The sequence below is a fragment of the Catellatospora aurea genome (assembly GCF_042663325.1).
Classification (GTDB): Bacteria; Actinomycetota; Actinomycetes; order Mycobacteriales; family Micromonosporaceae; genus Catellatospora; species Catellatospora aurea.
Genome location: NZ_JBHTAC010000050.1, coordinates 37538 through 64129, shown reverse-complemented (window position 1 = coordinate 64129; position 26592 = coordinate 37538). Strand labels below are relative to the sequence as shown.

The 26592-nt window shown below is 67.6% G+C and carries 24 protein-coding genes and 3 pseudogenes; 12 read left to right on the top strand and 15 right to left on the bottom strand.

All coding sequences use genetic code 11. The annotated features are described in order from the left end of the window. From ACFQO7_RS32140 to ACFQO7_RS32125, 4 genes and pseudogenes are all read left to right on the top strand, one after another. Nucleotides 1–231, top strand: a 231-nt coding sequence (locus ACFQO7_RS32140; RefSeq protein ID WP_376809904.1) for a hypothetical protein, incomplete at its 5' end; no start/stop codon positions are given. A 56-nt stretch (nucleotides 232–287) separates the two neighbouring features. Further along, nucleotides 288–1187, top strand: coding sequence for a WD40 repeat domain-containing protein (locus tag ACFQO7_RS32135; RefSeq protein WP_376809903.1), 900 nt, complete (start codon nucleotides 288–290; stop codon nucleotides 1185–1187). Nucleotides 1188–1722: 535 nt separating this feature from the next. Then, nucleotides 1723–2052, top strand: a complete 330-nt coding sequence (locus ACFQO7_RS32130) for a DHCW motif cupin fold protein (protein ID WP_376809902.1) — start codon at nucleotides 1723–1725, stop codon at nucleotides 2050–2052. A gap of 81 nt (nucleotides 2053–2133) precedes the next feature. After that, nucleotides 2134–2373 (top strand): annotated as a pseudogene (locus ACFQO7_RS32125) (IS982 family transposase); the annotation flags it as partial. A 385-nt stretch (nucleotides 2374–2758) separates the two neighbouring features. Here the strand turns inward: ACFQO7_RS32125 and ACFQO7_RS32120 are convergent. From ACFQO7_RS32120 to ACFQO7_RS32110, 3 genes are all read right to left on the bottom strand, one after another. Then, nucleotides 2759–3085 carry a winged helix-turn-helix domain-containing protein gene (locus ACFQO7_RS32120; RefSeq protein ID WP_376809900.1) on the bottom strand — a complete coding sequence of 109 codons (327 nt, stop codon included), beginning with the start codon at nucleotides 3083–3085 and terminating at the stop codon, nucleotides 2759–2761. Further along, nucleotides 3082–3813 (bottom strand): hypothetical protein, encoded by a 732-nt coding sequence (locus ACFQO7_RS32115; RefSeq protein ID WP_376809899.1) that lies wholly within the window; start codon nucleotides 3811–3813, stop codon nucleotides 3082–3084. Before ACFQO7_RS32115 ends, ACFQO7_RS32120 begins: the two co-directional genes overlap by 4 nt. A gap of 218 nt (nucleotides 3814–4031) precedes the next feature. Further along, nucleotides 4032–4523, bottom strand: a complete 492-nt coding sequence (locus ACFQO7_RS32110) for a hypothetical protein (RefSeq protein ID WP_376809898.1) — start codon at nucleotides 4521–4523, stop codon at nucleotides 4032–4034. Nucleotides 4524–4883: 360 nt separating this feature from the next. On the opposite strand from ACFQO7_RS32110, the gene ACFQO7_RS32105 reads away from it, so the two are divergent. The 4 genes from ACFQO7_RS32105 (at nucleotide 4884) to ACFQO7_RS32090 (ending at nucleotide 8140) form a co-directional block, all read left to right on the top strand. Continuing rightward, entirely contained in the window at nucleotides 4884–5405 is a 522-nt protein-coding gene (locus ACFQO7_RS32105) for a SigE family RNA polymerase sigma factor (RefSeq protein WP_376809897.1), read from the top strand. Continuing rightward, nucleotides 5402–6256: a hypothetical protein gene (locus ACFQO7_RS32100; RefSeq protein WP_376809896.1), complete on the top strand. Its 855-nt coding sequence runs from the start codon at nucleotides 5402–5404 to the stop codon at nucleotides 6254–6256. Before ACFQO7_RS32105 ends, ACFQO7_RS32100 begins: the two co-directional genes overlap by 4 nt. A 509-nt stretch (nucleotides 6257–6765) precedes the next feature. Continuing rightward, nucleotides 6766–7560: a thioesterase family protein gene (locus ACFQO7_RS32095; protein WP_376809895.1), complete on the top strand. Its 795-nt coding sequence runs from the start codon at nucleotides 6766–6768 to the stop codon at nucleotides 7558–7560. Nucleotides 7561–7654: 94 nt separating this feature from the next. Beyond that, entirely contained in the window at nucleotides 7655–8140 is a 486-nt protein-coding gene (locus ACFQO7_RS32090; RefSeq protein WP_376809894.1) for a hypothetical protein, read from the top strand. A gap of 91 nt (nucleotides 8141–8231) precedes the next feature. Here ACFQO7_RS32090 and ACFQO7_RS32085 read toward each other — a convergent pair whose 3' ends face one another. Then, nucleotides 8232–8561, bottom strand: a complete 330-nt coding sequence (locus ACFQO7_RS32085) for a nucleoside triphosphate pyrophosphohydrolase family protein (protein ID WP_376809893.1) — start codon at nucleotides 8559–8561, stop codon at nucleotides 8232–8234. A gap of 760 nt (nucleotides 8562–9321) precedes the next feature. Between ACFQO7_RS32085 and ACFQO7_RS32080 the strand changes: the two genes are divergently transcribed. Continuing rightward, on the top strand, nucleotides 9322–9861 hold the full coding sequence (locus tag ACFQO7_RS32080) for a hypothetical protein (protein WP_376809892.1): 540 nt from the start codon (nucleotides 9322–9324) through the stop codon (nucleotides 9859–9861). A gap of 96 nt (nucleotides 9862–9957) precedes the next feature. Here ACFQO7_RS32080 and ACFQO7_RS32075 read toward each other — a convergent pair whose 3' ends face one another. Then, nucleotides 9958–11397 carry an MFS transporter gene (locus ACFQO7_RS32075; protein WP_376809891.1) on the bottom strand — a complete coding sequence of 480 codons (1440 nt, stop codon included), beginning with the start codon at nucleotides 11395–11397 and terminating at the stop codon, nucleotides 9958–9960. A 182-nt stretch (nucleotides 11398–11579) separates the two neighbouring features. Between ACFQO7_RS32075 and ACFQO7_RS32070 the strand changes: the two genes are divergently transcribed. Continuing rightward, complete coding sequence (locus tag ACFQO7_RS32070; protein WP_376809890.1) at nucleotides 11580–11954, top strand: hypothetical protein; 375 nt, start codon at nucleotides 11580–11582, stop codon at nucleotides 11952–11954. Nucleotides 11955–12012: 58 nt separating this feature from the next. On the opposite strand, the pseudogene ACFQO7_RS37805 reads toward ACFQO7_RS32070, so the two are convergent. The 3 genes and pseudogenes from ACFQO7_RS37805 to ACFQO7_RS32060 form a co-directional block, all read right to left on the bottom strand. Further along, nucleotides 12013–12138, bottom strand: a pseudogene (locus ACFQO7_RS37805) (hypothetical protein); the annotation flags it as partial. A gap of 500 nt (nucleotides 12139–12638) precedes the next feature. Further along, nucleotides 12639–15017 carry a M4 family metallopeptidase gene (locus tag ACFQO7_RS32065; protein WP_376809889.1) on the bottom strand — a complete coding sequence of 793 codons (2379 nt, stop codon included), beginning with the start codon at nucleotides 15015–15017 and terminating at the stop codon, nucleotides 12639–12641. A gap of 196 nt (nucleotides 15018–15213) precedes the next feature. Continuing rightward, the gene (locus ACFQO7_RS32060; RefSeq protein ID WP_376809888.1) at nucleotides 15214–15777 is read right to left on the bottom strand and encodes an RICIN domain-containing protein; all 564 of its coding nucleotides are present in this window, start codon (nucleotides 15775–15777) and stop codon (nucleotides 15214–15216) included. A gap of 455 nt (nucleotides 15778–16232) precedes the next feature. Between ACFQO7_RS32060 and ACFQO7_RS32055 the strand changes: the two genes are divergently transcribed. Further along, nucleotides 16233–17348, top strand: a complete 1116-nt coding sequence (locus tag ACFQO7_RS32055) for an epoxide hydrolase family protein (RefSeq protein WP_376809887.1) — start codon at nucleotides 16233–16235, stop codon at nucleotides 17346–17348. 82 nt (nucleotides 17349–17430) lie between these two features. Here ACFQO7_RS32055 and ACFQO7_RS32050 read toward each other — a convergent pair. From ACFQO7_RS32050 to ACFQO7_RS32020, 7 genes and pseudogenes are all read right to left on the bottom strand, one after another. Then, nucleotides 17431–18671 (bottom strand): annotated as a pseudogene (locus ACFQO7_RS32050) (IS110 family RNA-guided transposase). A gap of 401 nt (nucleotides 18672–19072) precedes the next feature. Continuing rightward, nucleotides 19073–20314: a hypothetical protein gene (locus tag ACFQO7_RS32045; protein WP_376809886.1), complete on the bottom strand. Its 1242-nt coding sequence runs from the start codon at nucleotides 20312–20314 to the stop codon at nucleotides 19073–19075. Nucleotides 20315–20575: 261 nt separating this feature from the next. Then, the gene (locus ACFQO7_RS32040) at nucleotides 20576–21121 is read right to left on the bottom strand and encodes a hypothetical protein (protein WP_376809885.1); all 546 of its coding nucleotides are present in this window, start codon (nucleotides 21119–21121) and stop codon (nucleotides 20576–20578) included. Between the two features lie 127 nt (nucleotides 21122–21248). Further along, nucleotides 21249–21707, bottom strand: a complete 459-nt coding sequence (locus tag ACFQO7_RS32035; RefSeq protein ID WP_376809884.1) for a hypothetical protein — start codon at nucleotides 21705–21707, stop codon at nucleotides 21249–21251. A 219-nt stretch (nucleotides 21708–21926) separates the two neighbouring features. Further along, entirely contained in the window at nucleotides 21927–22874 is a 948-nt protein-coding gene (locus ACFQO7_RS32030) for a GlxA family transcriptional regulator (protein WP_376809883.1), read from the bottom strand. Beyond that, complete coding sequence (locus ACFQO7_RS32025; protein WP_376809882.1) at nucleotides 22871–23455, bottom strand: cysteine hydrolase family protein; 585 nt, start codon at nucleotides 23453–23455, stop codon at nucleotides 22871–22873. Before ACFQO7_RS32025 ends, ACFQO7_RS32030 begins: the two co-directional genes overlap by 4 nt. A gap of 201 nt (nucleotides 23456–23656) precedes the next feature. Beyond that, on the bottom strand, nucleotides 23657–25210 hold the full coding sequence (locus tag ACFQO7_RS32020; protein WP_376809881.1) for a carboxylesterase/lipase family protein: 1554 nt from the start codon (nucleotides 25208–25210) through the stop codon (nucleotides 23657–23659). Between the two features lie 255 nt (nucleotides 25211–25465). On the opposite strand from ACFQO7_RS32020, the gene ACFQO7_RS32015 reads away from it, so the two are divergent. Then, complete coding sequence (locus ACFQO7_RS32015; protein ID WP_376809880.1) at nucleotides 25466–26446, top strand: helix-turn-helix domain-containing protein; 981 nt, start codon at nucleotides 25466–25468, stop codon at nucleotides 26444–26446. Nucleotides 26447–26592 lie beyond the last annotated feature (146 nt).

The following is a 26592-nucleotide window of genomic DNA, read 5'->3' as shown; positions in this document are numbered from 1 at the left end:
GTCGACACGTCGAAGATGCCCAAGCAGGCCCGGATCATCGCCGAGGCGATGAAGAAGTACGGCGTGATCGTCGCCGACAACGGCTCGCCCTGGTACCTGTCCGGCGCCCCGGACGACCGCTGGTCCAACGACGCCCTGCGTGCGCTGAAGAACCTGCAGGGCAACGACTTCGAGGCCGTCGACACCGCCGGCATGATGACCGACAAGAACTCCGGCGCGGTCAAGGGCTGACCTCCACACCCGGCGGTCCATGGGTGCTCACCGACTTCTCGAGAAGGAGCTCTGCTGTGCCGTCCGGTCACACCCACCCGGTAGGGGCGCTCGCAGTCGACCCGGCCGGTGCCTGGGCGGCTTCCGTCAGCTGGGTGTACGAGGACATGTCCGTGCTCGTCTGGGATGCCGCGACCGGGGTAGAGCGGTTCGTGCCCAGCCCGCAGGGCAGCCGGTTGACCGCTCTGGCCGCCTCGCCCGACGGCGCCTGGCTGGCCTCAGCGGGTGACGACGGTACGATCCGGGTCTGGGACGTCGCGACGGAGACAGCACGGGTGCTGCAGAGCGGGCACACCCGCCCGGTGAACGCGCTCGCGGCGGCGCCGGACGGCACCTGGTTGGCCTCCGCCGGAGACGACGGGACGGTGCGTGCCTGGGACGTCAGGACAAGTGTGTGCCGGATGCGCCTGCACAGCGGCACCGGCCCGGTGAGCGCCGTGGCGGTGGCCTACGACGGCACCTGGCTGGCGTACGCGGGCTTCGACGGACCGGTGTCGATCGTCGGCACCACGGACTACACGGAATGCGACCAGATCGTCGGCCATCGCGGGCCGGTGTGGTCGCTGGCCGTGACACCGGACGGGTCACGGCTCGCCTCGGCCGGCACGGACGGCACGGTGCGCCTCTGGGACACCGTGACGGGTGACGATCAGGTCCTGGCCACCCTCGACAAGCGGGTGAACGGTGTCGCGGTGTCCCCGGACGGCGCGTGGCTGGCCGCGGTCGGCGAGGACCGGATGGTCCGGGTGTGGCAGGTCTCCACACGCCGGCTGCTGGTAGCCGCCGAGGTGGGCGACCTGACCCATGCGTGCGCCTGGACCGCCGCCGACCGCGTCGCTGTCGGTGGACGCGCCGGGTTGCGGCTGCTGACGTTCCGTTCCGATCCGACACCGTGGCTCTCCATACCGCGAGATTGACCCCCGGCCGACGCACCAACCGAAGGCGTCGGCACCCCGGGGCGGACACGATCACACCGCGAAGGACACCCGGCTCAACGCGGCCGGCCCGTTGGCGAGCACTTGTGGTCGATCCTCGTCGCGGGCAGTGTCCGCGAGCAGTCTTGCTCCAGGCGTAGGTAGCTCGAACAGGTCGGATCCCGCGAGCCGCCGGGGAAAACCGACTCCTCCAACCGGGCCAGGAACTCGCTCGTCGGCCGGTGCTGCGTGGTCCGGCGCGCGGCGTAGGACGCGAGCAGCACACACTCGGGCTGCGGTGGGAGGAAGGCGCAGGGCCGTCGCGTAGCAGGTGTCGGCGACGACGACAACGCGGGCCGCAGCCGGGAGCGCCGAGAGCAGCCTGCCGACCGCAGAGACCGGCAGCTCTGCGTCTTCGAGGCACCAGCTCACCTGTGGCGGCCCGGGCCCGGTCTTCCTGCTGTGCCCGAAGAACGACGGCACTAGATGATTGAATCTGAAGTTCGGGCTGGTCAGTGCACGTAGCTATGATTGCCGGATGCTGATTGACAAGATCCCCTTTGGTGTCACCGACTGGGCGCAGGTGCCTGCTATCGAACACCCTGGTGATACCGGTATCGCTACATGGCGTACCCGCGAGTTCGGTGACCTTCGTGTTCGGCTGGTGGAGTACAGCCCTGGGTATCTCGCAGACCATTGGTGCATGAAAGGCCACATCCTGCTCGTACTTTCTGGAACGCTGACCACGGAGCTGGCCAGCGGTCAGAGGGTGACCCTGCCGGCCGGAAGTAGCTACCAGGTTGGAGACGACACCGAGGCGCACAGGTCGAGCTCGGCCACTGGCGCCCGGCTGTTCATCGTCGACTAGCCGATCGCCTCCGATGTCCGGGCTGGTACGGCAGGCCGAACTTGACTCAGGCACCGTGAAGGGTACCGATGTCGATATCTGATGACAGACCTCGATACCCTTCTGACCGCGCTCTACGTGTTCCTTGACGATCACGTCATCGGCCGTCGCCGGATCGGCCGCCCGCCGCTGCTGTCCGACGCCGAGCTGCTGTGCCTGGCCATCGCCCAGGTCCTGCTCGACTTCCCGCGTGAACGGCACTGGATCCGCTACGCCCGCAAGCACCTGCGCCACCTGTTTCCCTGCATCCCCGGCCAGTCCGGATACAGCAAACGGCTACGAGCTGTCCGCTCCAGCGCGCCGTGACCGCCGGGAACGGGGGTGAGACGGCCGCCCTGCGGGTTGGTCACGTCTGTCGCGAACAGGTGGACAGCCCGGGCCGGGCCCTCGCGGCGAAGCCGGGAAGAGCGCGTGGCCCTACTCCCAGGTTGCTGGCCAGGCGCGGCCGTGAAAGTCAATGAACCCACCTCATGCAGTCGTATGCCCTGGTCGACGCGGTCAGCCGCCCGCCCCGTGTCGGAGGAGAACGAGAACCCGGCTCGGACATGAACCGAGCCGGGTTCTCGATCGGTAAGTGCATTGTGCGGCCGCAGGTAACCAAGGACACGGGCGGCGAGAACCGGATGCAGGCCGGTTGCCCGTGCCGCGGTGTCGGCGACGGGCCCGGTCAGGCGGTACCGCGGCCATGCCGTTTCAGGATCGCCTCCAACGCGGCGAGCTCCGTGCGCAGCGCGGCGGATCCGCGTGAGGTCAATCGCAGCCATGTACACGGCCGTCGTCCCTCGTAGCCCTTGCGGACGGCGACCATCCCGGCCTCCTCCAGCATGCGGACGTGCCGGCTGAGGTTTCCGTCCGTCAGGGCGAGCTCGTCACGCAGCACGGTGAACGCGCACTCGGCCACCTCACTCAGTACCGCCAGGACGCCCAGCCGGACTCGCTGGTGCACGGTCTCGTCCAGCGCCGCGGTGGGGTGGAATGCCGCGTCCGAGGTCATCGAGTCTCCACCTCGACCGTCGCAGCGTCAGGGCCCGATCCGCCCTGGGCCGAACTGCGCAGCACATGCACAGCGGCGAGGACCAGCAGCGGCGCTGCCATCAGCAACAGGTTCGGGCCTGGCCGGCCCAGTCCGAGCAGTGTCACCTGGGACAGGCCCGCAGAAAGGTGGTAGCCGGTCAGTGCCGCGATCCAGAACCCCGTCACGGTCAGCGACCACCTGCGTTCGACCCAGCCCAGGACCGCCACCGCGACAGCGACGGGCGACAGAGGCGTCAGCAGCCAACCGGCGATGTTGAGTCCATCATCGCCGGTGGTGAGCTGGTCACGGCCCGGCTCGCCGCCGACGGTCACGGCCGCCACCGCCTGAACGGTCAACACCGCGAGACCCGCGACCGCGAACCAGCGCCAGTTGATCCGCATGCCGACGCGCTCCGAGTGGGCGGCGTATCGACGGGCGATCAGCGCAAACGCCACGGGGAGGCCGAGGAACCAGAACACACACGTCAGCAACATGCTGTGCGATTCGTGCGGCAGGCCCGCCAGGTATCGCGCACCCCCGGCCGCCTGCATGCCGAAGGGATGACGGTAGAGCAGGATGCTCGCCAGGAGCAGCCCCGCGAGCACCAGGACCGGAAACCACACCCCCGAGTGCGCACGGTTCCTGGCTCGTTGCCGGAGCTGCCTCACCTCCGCGAGTATGGCCGTCGCTTCATGTCGCTCGGTCATCCGGATCTCCTTTGTCCGTCAGGGCCACTTTGCTTTGCAGCAGAAAGCACAATGCATAAGAAAGTACTTTCACCCGCACCGCGTTCCATCGCGTTCCATGAGGCGGTGACACCGGCGGACAGCGCGGCACGCCGGTGCGGTGCCCCCGACGGCTCAGAAACGCCGGGCCGGCCGCCAAGGTGCGACGGCCGGCCCGGCGATCCACGGTTCCCAGAGCTTCAGCCGGTCCCGAGGGCTGCGTCCTTGTACAGGTGGATGCACTTGTCCACCGCCGCAGTCCACTGCGGCGTGTCGTATGACGGATACAGCATCATGCCCTTGGCATCGGGCTCAGGGAGATCGATGCCCTTGTCCCGAAGACACCCGAAGAACTCGCGATTCGCCGCCAGATAGCCCGCGTCCTCCTGGATCGGCCAGGTTGCCGGAACATGTGCCTTGCAGGCGGCGAACGCCTTCGTGTGCAGGAAATCGGACACCGCCAGAGATTTGCCCAGGACGGGATCGGGCAGGTCTTTGTTCTCCCGGTCAATTTTGGGCTGATCGTTCATGCAGCGCACGTATCGAAGCGCCTTGTCGAAGTCGGTCTCCTTGGCCGGGGGCGCAGACGCCGCCGCGCTCGGTGCCGCGGACGGCGGCACCGCCGAGGCGACCTGCGGCCCGTCGTCGCCACTGTCACTGCAACCTGCAACCACCAGCGCCAGCATCACCACGGCGCTGCGCCATGACTTCGACGAACTGGGCACACGCTCAGCTCCCGCCACTACTTTCCCTCCCACTGCGTCGATCAGAATGACATGACGCACGGCGGGGTGACGCCACTCGCCGCGTTCATGCGACGACTAAGGCGATACCCGGCCACGTGCACGCCACGCGGATTCTCTGCGGCGGCGCTGAAGCTCGGCTGATTCCGCTCCGCTGACGGGCCGACGCCCGGCACGTGGTGCATACTCGCGCACCCGGCGCGCGGCCTCCGCTGCCCCGACCGGCACGGATTCGACGTTCCAGAAATCGCCGAGGTGCTGTTTACCTGCGGCCGCGCAGGCGAGTCATCACGGGCATGGAAGTGAAACATGGCAAGACCTGAACCACCACTCGGCTTCGTCGAGTTCGTGGCAGCCCGGTCGGACGCCCTGCTGAAGTCGGCTTGGCTGCTGACCGGGGATGCCGGGCGGGCCGAGGACCTGCTGCAGACCGCGCTGGCGAAGGCCTGGCGCAACTGGCGGACCGTCGAACAGGCGGACCATCCTGAGGCATACGTCCGACGGATCATCTTCACCACCCACGCCACCTGGTGGCGGCGCGGTTGGCGCTCCGAGCTGCCCAGCAGCACGCTGCCTGACGCTGTCAGCAGCACCGACATCGCCACGGACGCGGTGACGCGCGATGCCGTCCAGCGGGCGCTGGCTCGGCTGTCCCGTCGCTCACGGGCCGTCCTGATCCTGCGGTACATCGAGGACCGGCCCGTCGCCGAAGTCGCCGAGCTGCTCGGTTGCTCGGAGGGCACGGTCAAGGTCCAGGCCTCGCGCGCGTTGGCCGCGCTACGCAAAGCCCCTGAGCTTCGGCTCACCACACCACAAGGAGTAAACGCATGAACGATCACGATCTCCGTCGCCTGATCACCGAGGCGGTACCGCACATTGCCCCGCCCGCCGACCGACTGAGCTCCATCGGCCGCCGGATGCGGCAGCAGCGGGCGCAGCGGGCCGCCGTCTCCGGCGTCGCCGGTGTCGCGATGTTCGCCATGGCCGCCGGTTTCGTCGGCGTGCTCGGCAACGATTCATCGACGCCTGCCGACCAGGCAGCCGCCGCGCCTACGATCGCCACTTTCCCGACACCGTCGGCGACGCCGAAGTCCTTGAGCGACGGAACTCCGGCCGAGGCGCCGGAGGACGCGAAGGCGAGGCTGAAGGCCGACGCCGAGGCTGCACTACGCAGGATCGTGCCGGGCCTGACCGTCACGACGACCGCACCTGCGCAGCATGGGTCCCGACCTCAATTCCAAGACATCCCGCGGCAGTTCGCATACAACGTGGCGTATGTCGTCAAAGCCGACGGCCGGGCCGGTACGGTGACGGTCACGGTTGAGCTGCCCGAGGAGGGAAAGGTCCAGTCGTGCGCCACCGCGGTCGCCGCCTTCCGCGTCCCGGACTGCGTCGAAAGCGTCGGGCCGAACGGTGAGCGCATCATCTCTCTTCCGGTGACCGGCAACGGTTCGTCCAAGGGCAAGAGCAACCGGGCGACGTGGGTGAAAGTCGTCCGCACCGACGGGTCGATCGTCAGCGTCCTCTGCGACAACGCGGCCAAGATCACATCGACTCCGGGTACCGACCACGGCGACAGCTTCGGCTACAACACCACCGCGTACACCGGCAAGGTGCCGCCGCTGAGCCCCGCACAGGTGACCGCCCTTGCCCTGGACCCGGCCCTGACGCTGTATCCGTGAGGACTTCCATGGTCCGGCCGAGCCCTTGAGGCGTCGGCCGCCACCGCACCGGGTGCGAGCCGGTCTGCCTGACCAGCCGGCTCGCACCAGGTCACCCGGAAGCGCAGGAGCACAGGGTGCCTGATGGAACGCCTCATTTCCGGAAGGCCCACACCTCCGGCTGCGCTCAGGCCCGAGACGCCGGTCGACTGAGACAGCCGACCGGCGTCTGCCGCGATCGATACCCTGTCGACAGCACCAGCGGTGTCTCGCGCGGGACGAACCGAGTGGTCAGGCTGCGTCTGCCAACGGCGGGACAGCTTGCCCGCCCCGTCGACCAGCTCCACGCGGCCGTTGAGGTTGGCATCTGCCGCGACGCCATGGAAGGCGCCGTCGATCCGAGTCCAGGACATGTGTCCGGACGTCCGGGAGGTCGCCACGGCAGCGTGGCATCAGCGGCACTCCAGCGCGCGGTGGATGATGGAAGCCCGGCACGGCGATGCAGAATCCGGAACACGTGTGAGGCAGACATGAGCAGGTCCGACACCTGGCCCGAGCACGATCCCGCGGTGGCTTTCTACACGCAGGTCTCGGAGAACCGGTTCGCGTCCACGGAACACACGCGTGGCCCGTGGAGCGCCGACACGCAGCACGCCGGGCCACCGGCCGCGTTGCTCGGCCGCGCGGTCGAGCAGCTCGCAAGGCCTGGCATGCGTATTGCGCGTATCACGTATGACATAGCCCGGCCTGTGCCGATAGCGCCCCTCACGGTCTCGGCGACGGTGGTGCGCGAAGGCCGAAGCACCATGATCGTCAGCGCCGCGATCGAACCCTACATGCGGTGCACGGCGCTGGTGATACGCACCGCGAGCGGAGTCGCTCCCGACATCGTCCGCGAGGCTCCTTCAGGTCCCGCCGACGCCGTGCCGCGACCTTTCATCCCGGTCCCGTACAGCGTGGGCTACCACACCGCGATGGAGATCCGCTTCGTCGACGGCTCCTTCCTGGATCCAGGACCGGCGACCGCGTGGATGCGTATGCGTGGCACCCTGGTAGAAGGCGAGAAGCCGAGTCCGCTGGCGCGTGTGCTCGTCGCGGCGGACTCCGGCAACGGTCTCAGCATGGTGCTCGACATCGACAAGCACGTGTTCGTCAACCCCGACCTTTCCGTCCACCTGCTCCGCTATCCTGTCGGCACGTGGGTGTGCCTGAAATCCAGGTCCTACATCGACGGCGCGGGCATCGGCTTCGCGGACACCGAGCTTTACGACGAACTCGGCAACCTGGGTCGATCGGCGCAGAGCCTCTTCGTCAACCCTCGTTAGCAGCACGGGACGGCGGGAACAGGGTGCGTTCATGGAGCACCCGGGAACGCGCCACAGGTAGTAACGATGTGTCATGCGACGGAGGGGCACAACAATGACAGTCAGTGGCAGCAGTGACACCGATCGGTTCCCGGTCACGGCCATCGGCTGCCTGCTCGCTCCAGCGGGCCTCAACTACGTGATGTCCGGAGCGACCGTGTGGATCTACTCCACCTCGGGCGGACATCCCCTCAGCGACCGTTCGGACCTGCGATTCACTGTGCACGGCGGTGAGCGCATTCCGTTCAGCGTGGACGGTCTGCTCGACTACCTGCCGGCGCTCAGCCTTGTGGGAGCGCTACTGAAAGCGGAAACCGAACAGCTCGCCCAGGAACGGGCGGCGATCGATCTGCCGTACGGGATCCGCGACCACCTGACCGAGGCAGGCGCCGCGGTTCCCGGATCGGGGATCATCGAGGCCATGCTCACCAGCGCCGCCATTCTCGAAGCGTGGAAAACCTGGTCGGGCTACTCGGTAGTCGATTATCTCAGCGACATGGTGAACAACGGTCTGGTCATCCTGCTCGTCGAGCCTTCCTGACCCTCGCTGCGCCGCGCCCGGGAGGCCTCCGACACACAGCCGACAGTAGTGTCCATTCGCGACCTTCAAAGCGAAGTCGACTGTGACGCCCTCAACGGTTGTCACCGCTACCGCTCAGCAGGCCACGGCCCTGACGGCTGGCCAGCTTGGCCAGGTTTGAGGCCGCGATGTCGTCCAGCGAGAGGTCGAGATAGTCGGCCAGCACCGCCACATACCAGAGCACGTCACCAAGTTCCTTGGCGATGTCGGCCCGGTCGATCAGCGACTCGTCGCTGTCAAGGTCTCGTACCCACTTCTTGAACTTCTCGGCGATCTCACCCGACTCGCCGACCAGCCCCAGAACCAGGTGGAGCAGCTCGTTCCTCTTGTCACGTGGATCGGCGGTGCGCAGAGCACCGCGCTGGTACTCGTTCAGGTCCATGGCAGACAAGTATGGTCGAACCTGTCCCAACCCGGCTCGTCGAGTCCTATTCCAGCCCTCGGTCGCCGGCGATGGTGGAAGGTCCACGTCCACCGGCACGCAGAGTCCACGGCAAGCGCCGTGACTCACGATCGTCGATGAGGATCACTTCGAGAGTCCCGTCTTTCTCATCGCGATGGAACTTGATGTCACGCACTCTGGGCACACGCCAATCCTGCTGTCAAAAGGGCGAAAAATGCCGAGAGCGTCGATGACGGCCACAACGCCCGAGAGCTGATTCGAGTGACGTATGGGCAATGATGGCATCGATGCGGCGGAGTTCGACGAATTCCGCCCGGACCTGCCCGGGATCACGAGCCTCGGACTCAACTGGGACCACGGAGTTAACGCGGAGGCCCGCAACGTCGGAATCACCTTCGCAACTCCATCGGCCACACCGGGCACGACTGGGTCGCGGCCTGCGTCATCCCCGGGATGAGCCCCGAGCGATACCCGATCGCGGTCGTCCGGGAGGAGGGCTACACGGTCGACGTGTTCGCCTCGTCCATCAGAACGTGGCTGCCCTGTTACGTCATCCGGGTGGCGGAACTCCTCCTCCGCACCGCCATCCGGCGAAGCCGACATGGCTGGGAGATCCCATGGCTCGACGGGGAGGTCGACCGCATGCTCGCCGAGGAGGCAGCGCTGCGCCAGGCTCTGACCCCTTTCTCCGGCGATGTGCTGACCCCCGGTCCTGGACCTGCTGCGGCGCAAGGACTCCTTGACGGAGACGGACTGGCGGCCGGCGGCCCTCTACCAGATCGCCGAGCCGCAGGGCTATGTGCGCGCCTACCGCCAAGCAACCGAAAGCCCCGGCGACCTGCGGGCGCTGACCCGGACGTACCCCTTCTACAACAAACCGCTGTTTCACCGCTTCGCCGACGAACCGACCGCCGATCTGGCGCACGAGATGTTCCTGCGCCGCATCTTTCACGACAGCGACGGCACGACCAGGCCACTTGACGGTGCGGCGAAGGTTCTGCGCAAGCAGCGATACCCGCTGGCGGAGCCGATCGAGCCGTTGGTGCGGCAGATCGCCGAGGAAGGGGCCGAGAACGTCGCGCTTGGCGAGGCGTACTTCGCGGCCGGGCCGAGCTGGGAGGCGGCCGGCGACACCGGACTGGCGCTGGTCAGCTACGAGAACGCGGTGCACGAGTACGGTCTGCAACACGATTGGCACGAGTCGGCGCTCGGCCGCACCCGCGCGTTGACAGAGGGCGATTTCAACTACACCTACCATGTCACCAACGCGTTCAGCTAGCTTGCTCGGCTGATTCGGTGGCGGCCGGGACCGCCTTCCCACGCTCCCCCAGGTGGGCGCGGGAAGGCGGCGGCTTTGGCAGCGGATCGGACCGCTTCACCGACCGGTGGCCCGCCCGGGGGAGGTCCAGATCGCCACGACGCACGCGATCCCCGCCAGCACGCCGGCCAGCACGAATCCACGGGCGAACCCGGACATGAGGGCGTCGTTCAACACCGCGTCGAAGGAGACGCCAGCCCCGCTTGCCGCGTCGAGCTGCTCCGTGGTGACAGTGGCGGCCATCGAGGCCAGGACCGCCACCCCGACCGTTCCGCCCACCGCCTGGAACGTGCTCAACAGCCCGGACGCGATGCCCGCTTCGTGCTCGGCCACGTCGGTCATCGCCGCAGCCGCGTTTGCGACGAAGGTGGTTCCCACCCCCGCACCGAGCCCGACGAGGCAGGGCAGGAGCAGGCTCACGTAGGAGTCGTCTCCGTCGAGCCGGACGAGCAGCAGCGCGGCGAGCATCGTGGCAGCCGTGCCGCCGATCACCATCACGCGTGCTCCCGACACCACCAGCATCCGGCGTGTCACCAGCGCGAAGATCAGGACGCCCAGGCCGATCGGAAGGAACTGCAGTCCGGTCTCCATCGGCTGCCGCGCGAACACGTCCTGCAGGGCGCGGGTCAGGAAGAAGAACGACGGATAGAGGCAGCCGAAGAGCAGCATCGCGATCAGGTACGCGCCGAGCCTCGTGCGGTGTCGCAGCAGACCCAACGGCAGCATCGGCTCCGCGACGGAGCGCTCCACCAGCACGAACAGTCCGAACAGCGGGAGTGAAACCGCCAGTGCGAGCTGCGCGACCGTATCGCTCCAGCCCTCACCGCCCGCGCGGATCACCCCGTACACCAGTGCGGTCAGTGCCGCGGTTCCCGTCAACGCGCCCAGCAGATCGAGCTTCCGGCGACGGCCGGCGGAATCGGGCAGGACCTTCGGCGCGGCGGCGATGAGAAGGACGCCGATGGGCACGTTGACCAGGAAGACCCACCGCCATGAGGCTGTCTCCGTGAGAATCCCGCCGAGTACGAGGCCGAGGGTGATGCCGATTCCTGCCATGGCCCCGTAGGCGATCATCGCCTTGTTACGGCGCGGCCCGACCGGGTGCAGGGTGGTGATGAGTGACAGCGTCGTCGGGGTGGCGAGCGCCGCGCCGAGTCCTTGGGCCGCGCGGGCTCCCAGGAGCACCGACTCGTGCTGGGCGAGTCCGCCGATCAGGGACGCGACGGTGAACAACATTACCCCGAAGATCAATGTCCGGCGGTGGCCGAGCAGGTCACCGGCACGACCGCCGACCAGCAGCATGCCGCCATAGGTGAGTGTGTAGGCGTCGATGACCCACGCCAGCGAGGCGTTGGAGAGGCCGAATTCGGCCTGGAGGGCAGGCAGCGCGAGGTTGACGATCGTCACATCTAGCGTCGCCATGAGCTGCGCGGTACAGATGAGCGGCAGTGCCAGCGCACTCAACTGCGACGTCGCCACCGGATGTTTGTCGATCATGTACTACCTCCGGGTGTTTCAGGTGCATACGAGCCGCGATTGACGCGTTCCTTCGCGTTCCACCTGCGGATGCCACCCGGCGGGAACTCCGGCTCCTCCGACATCACCGCCGACGCTATGCTCGACTGCGGCGTGACGGCCTTCCATCGGCCGGTCGGCTGCAGCGGGGGGTGACCGGGGTCATGAAGCTGCCGGAGGAGACGGCTGAACAGGACCGGCTGATCATGACGCTCGCCCGCGCCTGGAGGCCTGGCGACCAGCGCGTTGCAGACGCCTGGCCCCTGGTCGTCCAAGGCTTGGAGCACCAGGGGCGGCCTGCCGGCAACCTCAGCCGCATCGCCGCGATGCTCGATCGGACGAACTGCCTCGGTGGCTGGGACGAGTTCGGCGTCGACGAGGCCACCGGCCAACCGGGCATGGTTGAGGTGTGGTTCATCCGCGAGTTCGCGACATGCGACCGGGCGGCTCTACTCGCCGAGGTGACGGCCCTCCGAGCCGCCACGGCGCAGGGCATGAGCCGACCGGGGCGTGGGGTGTCGCTGGAGGGCCGGAGCTGAAACCTGTGCTGAGCGTTTCCGGGTCGGATGTCAGTTGGACCAGCGACCGCATACTGCCGTCGAAGGCGGTCCAAAGCGTCCACCACTCGGCTCCTGCTTGGAGCTGTCGTCGGTGCATGACCTGGTCGGTTCCACCGCGGCCGAACACTTCCAGGCGGCCGTCCGCGTTGCGGGCTGCCGCCAGCGTTCCGTCGGGAAGGTGTTCTGGATATTGGGTTGCGCGGTTCCGGAAGCCGCCCAGCTTGACGCTGCCGCAGCGCGCCGAGCGCGGCTGCGGCAGCCAGTCGGAACCGGATATCCCCTACTTGCCCCTACGGCGGCCACCGCGCACGCATCACGGCCACGGTCCTGCCACCTCGGTTGCGCCCACGTCTGGGTTCCCCAACAGCACTTGCTCCCCTTCCGGCGAGCTCATCAGGAGCACGGTCGTATCGCCATGGCTGACGCGGCAGTCCGCCGGCATAGGCGCACAATGGCCCGGCCTACGTCGGCGATGACTCACAGATCCATCCCTCCGTCCGGTTCCACGCGTTGCTCGACATCCGGATCCGGCGGTCGCCGGTGACACTGCCGCACCGCCGGCTGACTGGATCAATCGCCACCACTGCTGCGACACGAGCGGCGGGCCCGATCGGTGATGTCACCGGCCGGGCCCGCCGTCTCCTTCGTCCCCGCGGTCTAGGGCTAGGCGACGTTCACAGCGACGTCGTCGATCACGAACGAGGTCTGCCGGGACGCGTCCTCGCTGCTCATGAGCTGCAGAGTGACCTGCTTGCCGGCGAACTGATCGAGCGGAATCGTGTGCCGGACGTAGTTCGCTCCGGCATCCCTGTTGGAGAACGTCGCGAGCGTGACCGACCCCAGGTTGGTGACGGCCCGGACCGTGAGCTTGTCTGTCACCAGCCCAGGCGACGGCTCGGCTGAATCGATCTTCATCCAGAAGGTGAGGTCGTAGTCGGCGCACGCCGTCGGCAGGGCGAACGTCTGGCTGATCATTTCGCTCGACATGACTCCGTTTCCGCCCAGCCACGCGAACCGGGTGCCGGAATGGGGAGTCCGGCCACTCGACCCGATGGTGTGAGTGTGCCCGGCCCAGGGCGCGGTGCCCACCTCGAAACCTGGGTTCCCGAGCTTCTGGCCAGGGCTGGCACACATGTCGCCCCGCACGGTGAGCGTGTAGTTCGCGCTGTGGGTGGAGGAGTCTGCGGCGGTTCCCGTGATGGTCACTGGGTAGGTGGCCGAGGTGAGACCGGCCGACGCCGTGATCGTCAGCGTGGACGTGCCACCCGACAGCACCGTGGCGGGGTTGAAGGCACCGACGACACCCGGCGGAAGACCCGTGACGGAAAGAGTGATCAGCTGGGGGTTGCCGCTCACGGTCACGGTCTGGACCTGGCTGGTGGCCGCGCTGCCCGCGATCACCTCACCGGCGGTCGGCGTGACCTCCACCGCGACCTCATTGCAGGTCGTCCCGTTGCCGACGACGTTGACCGCGTTCCACGCGGACTGCACAGCCTTGTACTCCCGGCTGCACATACCGTACAGATCGGCGGCCGCGCTCAGGGTGTAGGCCCGAGCGGTGTTGTCCGGATTCTCCGGGTCGACGTACGACGTGGTGGAGGTGAAGTAGACGTCCAGCGCCCGGAACCAGATCTTCGCCGCCTTGTCCCGGCCGATGCCCGTGACCGGCCTGGCCGACCCGCACACCGGGGATGTCCCGAAGGCCGTGGCACCCGAGCCTTCGGCGAGCATGAAGAAGAAATGGTTTCCCACACCGGAGGAGAAGTGCGTGTTGACGTCCTTGGTGCCAGCCGACCAGCAGCTGTGCGAAACGTTGTCCAGCGCCGGGTTGTACATGTACCGGAACGGTGTGCCGTCGCCGTCGAGGTCGATCTTCTCACCGATCAGGTAGTCCCCGCGGTCGGCGGCCACGTTGGCCTGAAACTCGACCATCGTGCCGAAGATGTCGCTCGTCGCCTCGTTGAGCCCGCCGGACTCGCTCTCGTAGATCAGCCCGCCCGGCACCATGAACTGGGTGACGCCGTGGCTCATCTCGTGAGCGACCACGTCGAGCGAGACCAGCGGTTTGCTGTTGCCCGGTCCGTCGCCGAACATCATGTACAGGTGATCGCCGTTCCAGAAGGCGTTGCTGATGGCCTCCCCGTAGTGCACCCGCGCGGGCACGCCCCTGCCGTCGCCGAAGATCCCGCTACGTCCGTGCACGTTCTTGAAGTAGTCATAGGCCTGGGCGACCCCGAAGTGCACATCGACGGCGGCGGTCTGCCGGTTGGACTGGACGCCGCTGCCCCAGATGTTGTTCAGGTCGAGCATCGCATCACATTTGATCTTGACGTTCATGCCGTCGCACGTCACCCCGTTGCCCCGCAGCGGGTCGGTGAGCGTGTAGGAGCCGCCTGACAGCGTGGTGTCGACCGGCACCGTGCCCGAGTACAGGCTGTTCCCGGTGCCGGAGACGTGCATGATCGCGTCGACGGATCCGATCCGCGCCCCGGTCTGCGCATCGCTGAAGACATGCAGCCGCGAAGGCGACTGGCCCTTGCTCAGCGTCCCCTCGACCACCGTCTCCCAGGCAAGCCTGCCACGTCCTGAAGCGGCATCGATCATGAGCTCAGGAGTGCCGACCTCGTGCACGGTACCCGCGAAACCCTCTCGCGCGGCAGCCGCTGCGGCCGCCGAGGACACCTTCGGCTCCGTGCTGAGCTGGAGCGGGGCGGACAATCCCACCGACGCGCCGGCGAATGCGCCACCAGGTGCCGCGTGCATCACGAAGTCGCCGCCGCGGACCCGCAGGCCATGGTGTTTTCTGGTGTATCGGACGTGGGCTGCCCCGTCGGGGTCGACGCGGGTGGCGAACACGCTGTAGGTGTCGTCGAGCGCCGCGCGCACTGCCGCGCCGTTGGCACGGATCGCCAGATCTGCACGCGCGACGGCCGCCGCCTCGGCAGAGACGCCTGGTTCGGCGAGCGCGGCAGGCGCCTCGGCGAGCAGCATCGTGGCCCCGAGGAGTAGTGCGGTTGCGGTGGCTAAGGTCGTACGTCTCATCGTTTTCCACTTCCGGTTCTGCGTTCAGGTGTGTCGCCGGTTGCGGCCGCATATGGGACGGCGCGACGACGACCGTCGTCGCGCCGTCCGGCTTCGGGCCTGGCGGCGTGAGGTATGAGCGGCGACCGTCGGCCCGCAGCCGAGGAGACGGGCTAGGTCGTCGGACAGCGAGACGCAGCTGCCGCTCGTGGTGCCGTCAACGTGGCGTCGGACCGATCGCCCACGCCTGCGCCGGGGAGGTGATCACACAGGGGACCTGCCGGATGATCGTGTTGTTGGCGGAGCTGTTGTTGCGCAGCTCGAGGCAACGGCCGGTCCGGAGGCTGCGCAGGACCGAGTAGGTGCGCCCCGCATAGAACTCGTGGATGACCTCCCACATCGCGCCCGTCTGCGCGCAGGCAAGGCCGGACACGGCACGGACCAGGTCGGTGCCGCCGCCGACGCCGTCACCGTCCATGGCGACGATGCACTTGCCGTTGGCCTTGCTCTTGAATACAAAGGCGTGGCGGGTGGGATTCGCCGGATCGTGCCCGGGCTCGTAGAACCAGCTGATCCACTGCTGGTTCGAACCGCCGTGGCAGCTGTACAGCTGGATCGTGACGTCGTCCTGAGTCCTCAGGTCGACACACTTGCCACTGCTGTAGGCGTGGATCGGCCTCGGCTGCGACTCCACCACGGCGGCAGCCGCCGGTCCAGCGCTGAAGGCCACGGCGAGCGAAGCCAGCGCCGCCACCAGCGCCAGGGATCTGATCTTTCTCATTAACGCACCCCTCGCTCGGTCTTTCGGTAGCTCAGGGGCGTTCCATGCTGGGACACGACGTGCACCTCGTTGCTCGACGCGACCGTCGGGACCTCGAAGCCGGCTTCACGGAGATCGATCAGGCGCGCGCCGACGTACGCACCGCCCGACATACACGTGGCCGGAGGCCGCGTTCTCCCCGGCTCGTACGGAACGGGGCCGGCCCGGCAGCCTTGCTGCCTGGACCAGCCCCGCTGTGGTTCTCGGTGCCTGTGCTCTGCTACTCGTCACTGCGGGCTGCGAGCCGGGTCAGACATCTCATGTCGTTGGCGGTCAAATTCAGCCGTCGGACAGCGACGGGGGGGTACCGCCTCGCGGAGAGCGGGAAGGACTCGGCTTCCGGTGTGGTGAGGACACGTGCGTGTCAGGGCTACTCGGTTGCGGCCGTGGATCTCTGTCGGCATATCCTCGTGTGGGTGGAGCCTTTCCAGATCGATCTTCCGTCCGCCGCTCTTGAGGACCTGTGGGACCGGCTAGACCGCACTCGGTGGCCGGACGAGGCTGATGATGCAGGCTGGCGTTATGGCACTGACCTCAGCTACTTGCGTGGTCTGGTCCGGTATTGGCGAGACGACTTTGATTGGCGTTCGGTCGAGGCTCGGCTCAACGCTGTGCCACAGTTCCGCACGGAGATCGATGGGCTTCAGGTGCATTTCGCGCACGTGCGTAGTCCCAATCCTGACGCAGTGCCGCTGATATTCAGCCACGGCTGGCCGGGGACATTCGCCGAGTTCTTGCCCCTGGTGCCGCGGCTATCGGATGCGTTTCACCTGGTCATCCCGTCATTGCCCGGCTTCATCTTCTCCGCGCCCTACACCCGGCCGGGACCACGCCGGATCCACGACGTGTGGGCCGCCCTGATGCAGCGACTCGGGTACGCCCGGTTCGGCGCGTGTGGTAGCGACGTCGGTGCCCGGGTAACCAGCCGTCTGGGCTGGTACCACCGTGACCGGGTGATCGGGATTCATATCTCCAGCGTGGACCTGGAGTGGCCGAACCCGCTGCCTGATGACCTTTCCGAAGACGAACGCGCCTACGTAGCCCGCTGCAACGCCTGGGAGGACACCGAAGGCGGCTACGCGGCCATCCAGTCGACCAGACCTCAGACCCTCGGTTACGGCCTCACCGACTCGCCTGTCGGCCTGGCCGCCTGGATCGTCGAGAAATACCGTGCGTGGGGCGACTGTCACGGCGATATCGCCACTCGGTTCACTGCCGACGAACTGCTCACCACGATCAGCCTCTACTGGTTCACCAACACGATCAACTCGGCGAACCGGCACTACTTCGAAGCACGCCATGATGCAGCACCGCTGAGGCTGCCGCCCGGTACTCGCATCGAGGCTCCTGCCGGTATCGCTATGTTTCCCGGTGAGGCAGACCTCCTCGTGCCACGCACGTTCGCGGAACGCTGCTACAACATCGTGCGCTGGACTGATCCGCCTCAGGGTGGACACTTCCCGGGGCTAGAGGAGCCCGCCCTGCTCGCGGACGATATCCGGGCCTTCTTCGACTCCCTACAGGCCAGCTGACACGTCGTCTGGGGATCGTTACCAGCTCGGATGCGATGCCAGTGGGAAGGTCTCCAACGAGTGCGCCCGTCAAGTTCGGCCGTCAGGAGCCGAGGGCGAGTAGACCCGGGAAGGCGTGTTCGGCCTTGTATGTAGTCCTGTGCTGGAGGCAGTGGTAGAGGCATCCCAGGAATCTGTTGAACAGATTTCGCAAAGCCGCGGTATGGCGCGTTCGCCGATGCCACGTCGCCGATCGTAGTGAGAACGTGGCCCAGGGGAACGCAATGCGGCGAACGCCCACATGTACCCGGTCGCTGCCAGGCGTCGATTCTTGACGGTCCTGGCGACCACGACGTGGCGGCGACCGGAGGCGCGTGCTATTGGGCGCGGCGCCGGCGTAGGCTTTCAAGGCCTTGGCATCGGCGAACCGTGCGGGGTCGTCGCCGATCTCGGCGAGCACCCGCGCGCCGGACATCACTGACAGGCCGGGCAGGCTGGTGATGATCTCGGCGTCGGGGTGGCCAGGAATGCCTCCTCGGTTGCCACAGCCAGCTCATGCACGGCGAGGCAGGCGGCGTTCAACAGCTGGAGCAGGGCGATGGTTTGGCGGCCCATCGCGGCCTCGACCGCCGGCAGCTGGCGCATCTGCTCCCGTCGGAAGGTCTCGCGGAGGCGCTCGACGTGCTCATCGGTGCCGCGGCGCAGCCGCCCGGCCTTGGTGAGCAGAGCGCGTAGCTGGCTGCGGGTGAGCTTGGCGGCCTCGGCCGGCGTTGGGGCGGCGGTCAGTACCGCGCGGGCGTGTGCGGAGTCCAGTCCGAGGTTCTTGTCGCCGTGGAATGCGGTCAGGGCGGCCGGGTAGTACAGGCGCAGGTGGGAGCGCAGCCGGTTGAGGTTCTGCTGGCGCTCCCAGACGGCGTCCTGGTGGGCGCACGCCAGTACGGCTACGGTCTGGGCCAGCTCGCTGTCGGCAGGCAGCGGTCGGTGGGCATTGGCGTCGGTACGTAGGATGTTGGCCGGCACACGGGCATCGGCAGCGTCGGACTTGGCGCGGGAGACGCTGGTCCGGTCGCGATAGCGGGCCGCAGCCAGCGGATTGATGGCATACACCGTGCGCCCTGCAGCCCGCAGACAATGGGGCAGCAGGCCGTGCGGGGTTTCGATCGCCACCGGAATCGGATCTTGCGGATCATCCCCGTGAGCGGCCAGCAGCTCCAGCAATGCGCGCAGCCCTGCCGCGTCATCACTGATCCGGAGCTTGGCGACCTGGTCGCCGTCCGCGTTGACCAGGGCTATGTCGTGCTGGTCTTCCGCCCAGTCGATACTGCAGAAGATCTGACTCAACATGTCCTCCTCGCGTTGCGGCCAGCGCCTTTGCGCTGGTCAGTGCCATGCGGAGACGCGGCGCTCTAATAGAAGTGATCAGGTCACGCCATCTCATGAGCCGTTCGTGTCTCCAGCGACCGGCAGGGACCTCGGTCTAGGAAAGACCTCGTAGCTCGCGAACTGCTGAGAGGTCGGCCCCTGCCGCGGGCTGAGAACATGAAACCGGAGCAACGCTGGTGCCGCCGGACAGGACCCGCGCTCACCCATACCGGATGGGCACTGAACCTGGCTGATACCTGTCCGACGGCAGTGATCAAGGAGCCCGGTCTGACCAAGGGGATCGCGGTCGCCAGAACGGCGGAAGGGCTTCCGTGACCTTGGTGCGTACCTGCGAAGCGCCGCTCGTACTCACCAGTGAGCTATTAGAACGGTGTGGCCACCGCGTTGAGGCAAGCCTTGTCGGCGCAGTGAACCACCTTGAGGTCGTTGGTGCCGCCGCTCTTGAAGACGGCAATGGGAAGACCGTCGCCGCCGATGGTGATGGACACGTTCTGCTCCACGGAGTCGAACTCCTCGACGGTGGTCCGCGAGCGTCCAGTCGCGTTGTCCGCGCAGGCCGAAACCTTGCAGTGCACGATGCGCATGTCGTTCCAGCGATCATCTCGGTAGGCGATGATCGCATTGCCGTCCGTGCCGAATGCGAGACCGTGCTGAGATCCGTCGAAGTCGACGACGGTGAACGACCCTGGTCCGCCTGTGCACGGCCGCGACGAGCACCGGAACAGTCGCAGTTGTGGGTCGTTGTCGGAGGAGAGCTGGGCAAGTATCGCCGGGTTGCCGCTCGGGTCGAAGGCCACCGTTCCGGAGTGAGCGCCGCCGGTGATGGCGATCTGCTCCTGCGAACCCACAACGGCACATTCGGCGTCAGCGCATCGCGCGAGCTTGAGTCTGCGGCCGATGTTGTCAGCGTCGATCGTCGCGTACAGCACGACGGGGATGCCGTCCGGACCCACCGCGATGGACACCCAGTTCGCCGTACGCCCTGTATACACAGTACGGGACAGGTAGCTCTCGCACTTCACATCGACGCAGTGAGTCACCTTGACCACCGACGACGTGTTGGGCCCCGTCCGCTCGTAGTCCACATAGGCAATCAGTGGCAGGCCGTCGGGGCCGATCGCGATGGAAGGCTTGCCCATCACCCGCGTGAACGACTCGATCGACCGGACCTGGTCCATCGTCGCGCAGGTGACGTCAGCGCAGTGCGCGAACATCACATCGTTCGTGTACACCCACTCCGACCATGTGCTTCCCGTCCGGCGGCGTTGGGAGACGTACACGATCGCAGCCTTCGCGTCGCTGCCGACCACGGCGCTGCTGAGAAGCCCGGTGTCGAGGTTGGAGTAGGGAACCGCCGAGGTGGTGTACGAGCTGCATGTCGCGTTGCTGCAGTGTGCCACCTTCAGCCGCTTGTCGTTGCCGTCACGGTAAGTGATCAACGCCAGCCCGTCGGAGCCCTTGACGATCGACGGGTCACCGACGATGGCCGCCTCGTCGACTACCGACACCACGGCGAATTCATCCTCCACGGCCGCCGTGGACACGCCACCACCAGCAGCGCCGGATGCCGGGGACAGCGCAGCCTGGCTCAACCCCAGCAGCATGGCCAGCGAGAGTGCCCATACGCCTGCTCGTCTCCGGCCGCCGGTCCTCATATTCACCACAGTTACACCCTCTCGTTGAACGGCCGGCGGGATCTCGTCTGTCCTCACCTGATGCGGTGTCGGCTCCGTGTCTGCTCGACGTTCCACACCGTTCCGTCCGAGCCGATCGCAGGTTCCCTCCGAGGGAGCAGAGCGCATACCCGCCGTGCCGCGCCGGCTCGGGAGCGAGGCCGACCGCCGGAGCACCTGACCGGGCAGCGCTCACCGGCTGACGGCGGTGACGGAGAGGGGAAGACGCCGTAGCCCTGCGGGGGTGCCCGCCATGATGCGCGGGCGTTCGGCTGCTGCGGTGCCTTCCTGCAGCCGCTGCTCGAGCCGCTCGTAACTGGCGCACCGTCGATCACGCCTGCCCTCGGGGAAGGTCACCGACTCCAGCTTCGTCAGGAACTCGCTCGAAGGCAGGTTCATGGTGGTCTGGTAGGCCGCACAGGATGCCACCAGCACCCAATCGCCGCGGGCGGGAAGGCACCCGCCCAGGGCCGACGCATAGCAACTGTCGACGACCACGACGACACGAGTGCCCGCACCGAGCCTGGAGAGTAGCCGCCCCAACCCGGCCACCGGCACTTGAGCATCCTGCAGGCACCAGCTCACGTCGGTTGAAGCCGGTCCGGTACGAATACTGTGCCCGAAGTAGGATAAAAACAGCAGGCCGCCCTGTCGCAGAAGGTGCCGCGTCCGGACGATCTCGTGCCGCATCGCCGCGGCCGTGGCCATGGTTCCGAGCAGGGGGACCTGCTCGACCACTCCCGCAGCGGCGCATATCCGGGTGAGGCGTTCCAACGCATCGCGGCCACCCCGGATGGGGGCCCATGAGGCCCCTACCGGGGTGGTCGCCTCTGTCGCCAGCAGGTGAATCGCCCTCGCCGGGAGCTTAGTTCGCTTCAACTTCGGTGATCACGGTCAGCACCGGCCGCGGGCCGTAGTCGCCACTCCCCTTCGTGGAGAACGCCTCCGAGTGCTTGGCCCAGGCCTCAGGAGAGACGGAGGACCAGATCGTGGGCGCCACCGGTGGGTCCGGCCATGCGTCCTTCTCCTGGGGAACGATCACGTCGACCCCGTCACCACGGACCAGCGTGACATCGCTGGTGCTGCGGAAGTGATAGACGCCTTCGCCCAGGACCAGCTCCGACTCGCCCGCGGAGATCAGATCCCCGTGCCGCTCGGCGACGAAGCCCGTCGCGTCGGAATAGGCGAGACGGTCGATGCGGATGTCCTCCTGGGCGACCATCGTGAGGGTCGTCGGCTTACTCACATACAGCGCCGCGGCGAGCGTTGCGCCCAGCGCCGCGGTCGATAGAGCATTCGCGACGGTGCGCGACTTTACTTCCATGACAACCTCTTCAGCCAATGAGACATGCGATGTGGACTGTCATCCAGTGTTCCGATATGGATGATGCGCCGCTGACGGGCGACTGGAGTGGCGGATGAGGCAGACTCAAGCCCGAAACGGGGCGACCGGCACTGCATCGATCGTCGCCCGCTCCGGCCCGACGGGCGCCGGGCGACCGCTGCCGACTCTCCCAGCCAGGCAGCCGCACTCTCCATACGATCAGCTTTCGGGCGCGGCCCGGCGCGCCGGCAGGGGACGGTCCGATCCACGGTTGCGCAGGCGGCGGAGCATCCTCGCGTCGCCGAACCCGACGTCACGGGCGGCCGCCTCGACCGTGGCACCATGCCCGATCAGGTGTTCGGCGCGTTCGAGACGCAGCAGCTGCTGGTAGCGCAGCGGTGTCATACCGGTCGCCCGGCAGAACGCTCTGGTCAGAGTACGTTCACCCACGCTGACCGCAGAGGCCAGCTCCGGCAGGGTCAGCGGCTGAGCGAACCGGAAATCGATGATGTCCTGCACCCGGTGCACCACGTCATTGACGTGCGACCGGAATCGCAGCATCGCGCTGGCCTGCTGCTCGTTTCCGTTGCGCCGTGCGTAGACGACCATCTCGCGGGCCACCTGCGCTGCGGCGCCGGGACCGTGGCGGCGGGCGAGCAGGTGAAGGGCAAGATCGATACCGCTGGCGATGCCTGCCGACGAGACCAGCCGCCCGTCGGTCACATACAGCACGTCCCGAACGACGGTTGCCCGCGCGTGGCGTCGCGCGAGCTCGCCCTGTAGGTCGTAGTGCGTCGTGCAGCGCCTTCCGTCGAGCAACCCGGCCTGCCCGAGCGCGAACGCGCCGGCACAGACGCTGGCGACGATGCCGCCGCCGTGGTGATGAGCCGACAGCCGGGACAGGGTCGAGGCGGAGAACTTCGCGTGACTCTCGTGCTCCGGTGACCGCCAGCCGGGCACCACGACGAGATCGTCGGGTGAGAGCTCGGGCCACGTGATCGAGGCGCGCAGCGAAATGCCCTGCGCGGTCGGGACGTCCTCCTGCTCGCCCACGAACTGCAGCCGGTAGTCGTGGCCGAGGTCGGCCGCGGTGGAGAAGGCCTGCGCGGGGCCGGCGAGGTCCAGCAGGTGCAGTTGCGGGGCGAGCAGGAAGACGACGGTGCTCACGCGCCGGTCAACTCCGCCACGGTGCGGATGGTGGCGAATCGGCCCGCGAGCGCGTACTCGGTGCGGGTGATGATGTCCTGGACCTGCAGCGTGCGCGGGTCGGCGAGGATCTCGGCCAGCGGCCTGCCGGGCGGGGCGTCGCGGTGCTCGATCGGGTGGGTCGCGGTCGCGTCGATGACATAGGTGACCTCGTACCCGAATCCGGCGGCGCAGCGGGCGGTCGTCTCCGCGCACTGCTCGGTGCGGATGCCGCACACCACCACCTCGTTGATTCCGGCGCCGATCAGCAACTGCTGCAGGTTGGTGGTGTTGAACGCGTCGAACGAGGTCTTGGTGATCACCGGCTCGCCCGCGGCCGCGGCCAGCCCTTCGATGAGTCGCACGTATCCACTGGCGGGGTCGAACACGTTGCCGGTGCCGGGCTCGACATGAAGAACCCAGATGATCATCTCGCCGTTCGACCGGAACGTCTCGGCGAGTTTGCCGACCTGCTCGGCGATGGCGGGGTTCGAGACCGCGGCCCAGTTGGGGCGCTGGCGGAAGGATTCTTGGACGTCGACGACGACGAGTGCACGCTTCATGACGACGATCCTGTCCTGCTCGCCGCGGAGTCGTCAGGCACCATCTTGCCCGGGTGCGGAACGATCCGGTCACCTGTTCTTCGGCCAGTGCGCACAGCGGCGACGGCGTTCTCCAGGACGACTTTCGTGGGGCGATGCTGATGGCCGGTCGCTCGCATCAGCAACCGGCCATCAGGAACCGCTGAAAGGCCGTCGAATCTCTCAGTAGACCTCGTCGACCGGACCAGGCCTACGCGGCTGGCCGATCAGCGGCAGAGCTTGGAAGGTGTGGTCCTGCCAGATGAGGCGGGAGGTCTCCTCGGGGTAGGCGGTGACAGTCGGCTGCACGTCGAAGATCCGCACCAGGCGCTGCGCGGTGTCGTAGGCCGGCCAGCCGGGGTCGCCGTGGGCGGCGAACGCGGTCCACGCCGCCCGCATGTGCGCGGACAGGACCTCAGCCTCCGCGGAGGGAGCTTCGCCGATCAGCGCGGCGGGCTGCCCGCTGGCCAGGTTGCCGAACACCAACGGCACGTCGAGGCCATGACAGGCGCCCAGGATGCCGCCCATGCCCGGGGCCGACCAGGTCAGCTCGTACACGTGGGCTCGGCCGCCGCCCGCGACCTGAGCCTGGGCCAGGTGCAGCGACGGCATCCGGAACAGCCAGTCCGAGTTGACGAGTTCGTAAAGCTCGTCCGGGCCGGCGGACGGGAATCCGTCCAGGTAGCGGTTCGCGCCGTCCGGGCCGGGCGCTAACACCCTCAGGGCGGTCTCGGCCTGCTCCGAGGTCACCTGGCCGAGCAGTCCCTCGAGCGCGGTCAGCAGTCGTTGCTCATCGCGGGTATGACCGACGACGAGCTCGACGTCCCGACCGGCGCCACCGGCCAGAGCCTGCCAAGGGGCTACCGGCAGCACGTCGCCGTCGATGACCGGCGCGACCGGGATGGACCGATGCGCCACCTGGCCCCAACGATCGGCCCGCCCTGCCATCGCGGCGGTGACCGCGTCACCTGCGGCCGCGAGTGCGGCCGGGGCGACGGCGGACAGGTCACCCACCGTGGGCCTCAGCCCCAGCTCGGCGGCGCACGCGGTGGCAATGTCCGTGGCCAGGGCGGGAGAGAAGAACGTGCCCTGCACACTCTGGGCGATGGCCCGCTGGAACAGCCCCGCCGCGCGCGGCATCGCCAGCAGCGCGGCGACGGCGCCCGCTCCGGCCGACTCGCCGAACACGGTGACCCGGCGGGGGTCGCCGCCGAAGGCCCTGATGTTGGCGCGTACCCAGTCCAGGGCGGCGACCTGGTCGAGCAGGCCTCGGTTGGCCGGCGCTCCCTCGATCTGCGCGAAGCCTTCCACACCCACGCGGTAGTTGAAGGTCACCACGACGACGTTGCCGTCCCGCGCCAGCCGGGCGCCGTCGTACTCGGGCAGGCTCGACATACCGATCAGGTAGGCCCCGCCGTGGATCCACACCATCACCGCGAGCTCGGCGCTCGGGTCCAGGTCCGGCGACCAGACGTTGACGGTCAGCCAGTCCTCAGCCGCCGGGTCCGACGACGCCGCCATGGGGGAAGCGCCGGCCTGCGGCGGCGCGGCACCGTACGTCAGCGCCGTGCGGACGCCGTCCCACCGTTCAACGGGGTGTGGCGCGGCGAAACGCAGCGCGCCGACCGGGGGTTGAGCGAACGGGATGCCTCGAAAGACTGCGAGGCTCGCCTCCTGGCTTCCGCGCAGCGCCCCGGCTGCGATGGTCACCTCGGGAGAGGATGTGGCAACAGTCATCAGACAATCATCGCGCGATGATATGTCGCCGCGCTGACGTCGGGCTGAAGCGGACTCGGAATCGCGTATTCCGGCGCTCGTCATGCGAAGGACCGGCTGGGCGCGGCCATGGCCGGGCGGATGGCGAAAACCTTGCGAGAGGTGGCCCGCCCGTGCGGGAGGGGACCGTCGCGGATCCGGACGGAACCGCTGGAACGCCTCTAGAGGTCAGTACGACCCGCTACTTCCACGATCCACACATCGGAGGTGTCATACATGATGCCCGACGAACTAGAGCTGTTGTCAGCGCAGGAGGAGCACGCCTACCGCATCATGGTGAAGCTCGACGGGACCCGGCCCGATGATCTTGCCGGGCTCACTGGGCTTCCGCACGACGAAGCTGCCCGGCTGCTGCGGTCGTTACAGTCCCGCGGCCTGGCAGCGGAGGAGCCGGGCGAAGAAGCCGTGTTCCGTCCGCTGCCGCCTGACGTCGCGCTCGGCAACCACCTGCTGCGCCGTCACCAGGCCCTGGAACAGGCTCGGCAGCTGGTCGGCGAGCTGAGGGACGCCTACTGGGCGGGCATGCGCCGTTTTGAAGCCGACCACCTGGTCGAGGTGATCGTCGGTGGCGGTGCGTTGCGCGAACGCCTCCAGCAGCTGCAGGACGGCGCCCGGGAGGAGATGCTGTGGTTCTGCCGGTCCAACCCGGTGGTTCTGCCCAGCGGCGAGAACACCGCGGAGCTTGACGCACTACGCCGGGGCGTGCGCTACCAGGTGATCTACGACCGGCTGTTCCTGCAGGCCCCTGGTGTCCTGAACAACGCTCTGGCCGGCATTCGGCTCGGGCAACGGGCCCGGGTCATGCCGAACCTGCCGGTAAGGATCGTCATCGCGGACCGCACCACCGCGCTCTGTCCGCTGATCCGCGACACCGACGGCGGCGAGCCCACCGCCGCTGTCATCGGGCCCAGCGAGTTGCTCAACGCCGTCATTGCACTATTCGATGCGTACTGGGCGACAGCCACCCCGCTACATGGCCCTGGCGACACCGCCGCCCCGGGCCCCGACACACCCGATGACGACGAGCTGTACGTGCTGTCGCTGATGGTCGGTGGTGTGCCCGACAAGGCCATCGCGTCCCAGCTCGGCGTCAGCCGCCGGACTGTGCAGCGGCGGCTCGACCGCCTGATGGCCTTGGCTCACGTCGGCAACCGCCATGGCCTGGCCTACCACGCCGCCCGACACGGTTGGCTCTGATGGTCGACCGGCGCTTCGTCCCCGCCCGGCGGCATCCAGCGGTCGGCGAATCGCCAGGATCCATCAGGAAACGATTCGTGACAATGTGGAACTTACTGGAACGTCACCTTCGCACTAGCAGGTGTTCATGATCTGAAGGCTGGTGA

What these genes read in the sequence shown, in the direction of transcription:
- ACFQO7_RS32060 (WP_376809888.1), bottom strand. Translation starts at nt 15,777, where the DNA reads ATGAGAAAGATCAGATCCCTGGCGCTGGTGGCGGCGCTGGCTTCGCTC.
- ACFQO7_RS32115 (WP_376809899.1), bottom strand. Translation starts at nt 3,813, where the DNA reads ATGACCGAGCGACATGAAGCGACGGCCATACTCGCGGAGGTGAGGCAG.
- ACFQO7_RS32090 (WP_376809894.1), top strand. Translation starts at nt 7,655, where the DNA reads ATGACAGTCAGTGGCAGCAGTGACACCGATCGGTTCCCGGTCACGGCC.
- ACFQO7_RS32035 (WP_376809884.1), bottom strand. Translation starts at nt 21,707, where the DNA reads ATGGAAGTAAAGTCGCGCACCGTCGCGAATGCTCTATCGACCGCGGCG.
- ACFQO7_RS32105 (WP_376809897.1), top strand. Translation starts at nt 4,884, where the DNA reads ATGGCAAGACCTGAACCACCACTCGGCTTCGTCGAGTTCGTGGCAGCC.
- ACFQO7_RS32085 (WP_376809893.1), bottom strand. Translation starts at nt 8,561, where the DNA reads ATGGACCTGAACGAGTACCAGCGCGGTGCTCTGCGCACCGCCGATCCA.
- ACFQO7_RS32120 (WP_376809900.1), bottom strand. Translation starts at nt 3,085, where the DNA reads ATGACCTCGGACGCGGCATTCCACCCCACCGCGGCGCTGGACGAGACC.
- ACFQO7_RS32070 (WP_376809890.1), top strand. Translation starts at nt 11,580, where the DNA reads ATGAAGCTGCCGGAGGAGACGGCTGAACAGGACCGGCTGATCATGACG.
- ACFQO7_RS32130 (WP_376809902.1), top strand. Translation starts at nt 1,723, where the DNA reads ATGCTGATTGACAAGATCCCCTTTGGTGTCACCGACTGGGCGCAGGTG.
- ACFQO7_RS32065 (WP_376809889.1), bottom strand. Translation starts at nt 15,017, where the DNA reads ATGAGACGTACGACCTTAGCCACCGCAACCGCACTACTCCTCGGGGCC.
- ACFQO7_RS32025 (WP_376809882.1), bottom strand. Translation starts at nt 23,455, where the DNA reads ATGAAGCGTGCACTCGTCGTCGTCGACGTCCAAGAATCCTTCCGCCAG.
- ACFQO7_RS32100 (WP_376809896.1), top strand. Translation starts at nt 5,402, where the DNA reads ATGAACGATCACGATCTCCGTCGCCTGATCACCGAGGCGGTACCGCAC.
- ACFQO7_RS32075 (WP_376809891.1), bottom strand. Translation starts at nt 11,397, where the DNA reads ATGATCGACAAACATCCGGTGGCGACGTCGCAGTTGAGTGCGCTGGCA.
- ACFQO7_RS32015 (WP_376809880.1), top strand. Translation starts at nt 25,466, where the DNA reads ATGATGCCCGACGAACTAGAGCTGTTGTCAGCGCAGGAGGAGCACGCC.
- ACFQO7_RS32095 (WP_376809895.1), top strand. Translation starts at nt 6,766, where the DNA reads ATGAGCAGGTCCGACACCTGGCCCGAGCACGATCCCGCGGTGGCTTTC.
- ACFQO7_RS32020 (WP_376809881.1), bottom strand. Translation starts at nt 25,210, where the DNA reads ATGACTGTTGCCACATCCTCTCCCGAGGTGACCATCGCAGCCGGGGCG.
- ACFQO7_RS32045 (WP_376809886.1), bottom strand. Translation starts at nt 20,314, where the DNA reads ATGCTGCTGGGGTTGAGCCAGGCTGCGCTGTCCCCGGCATCCGGCGCT.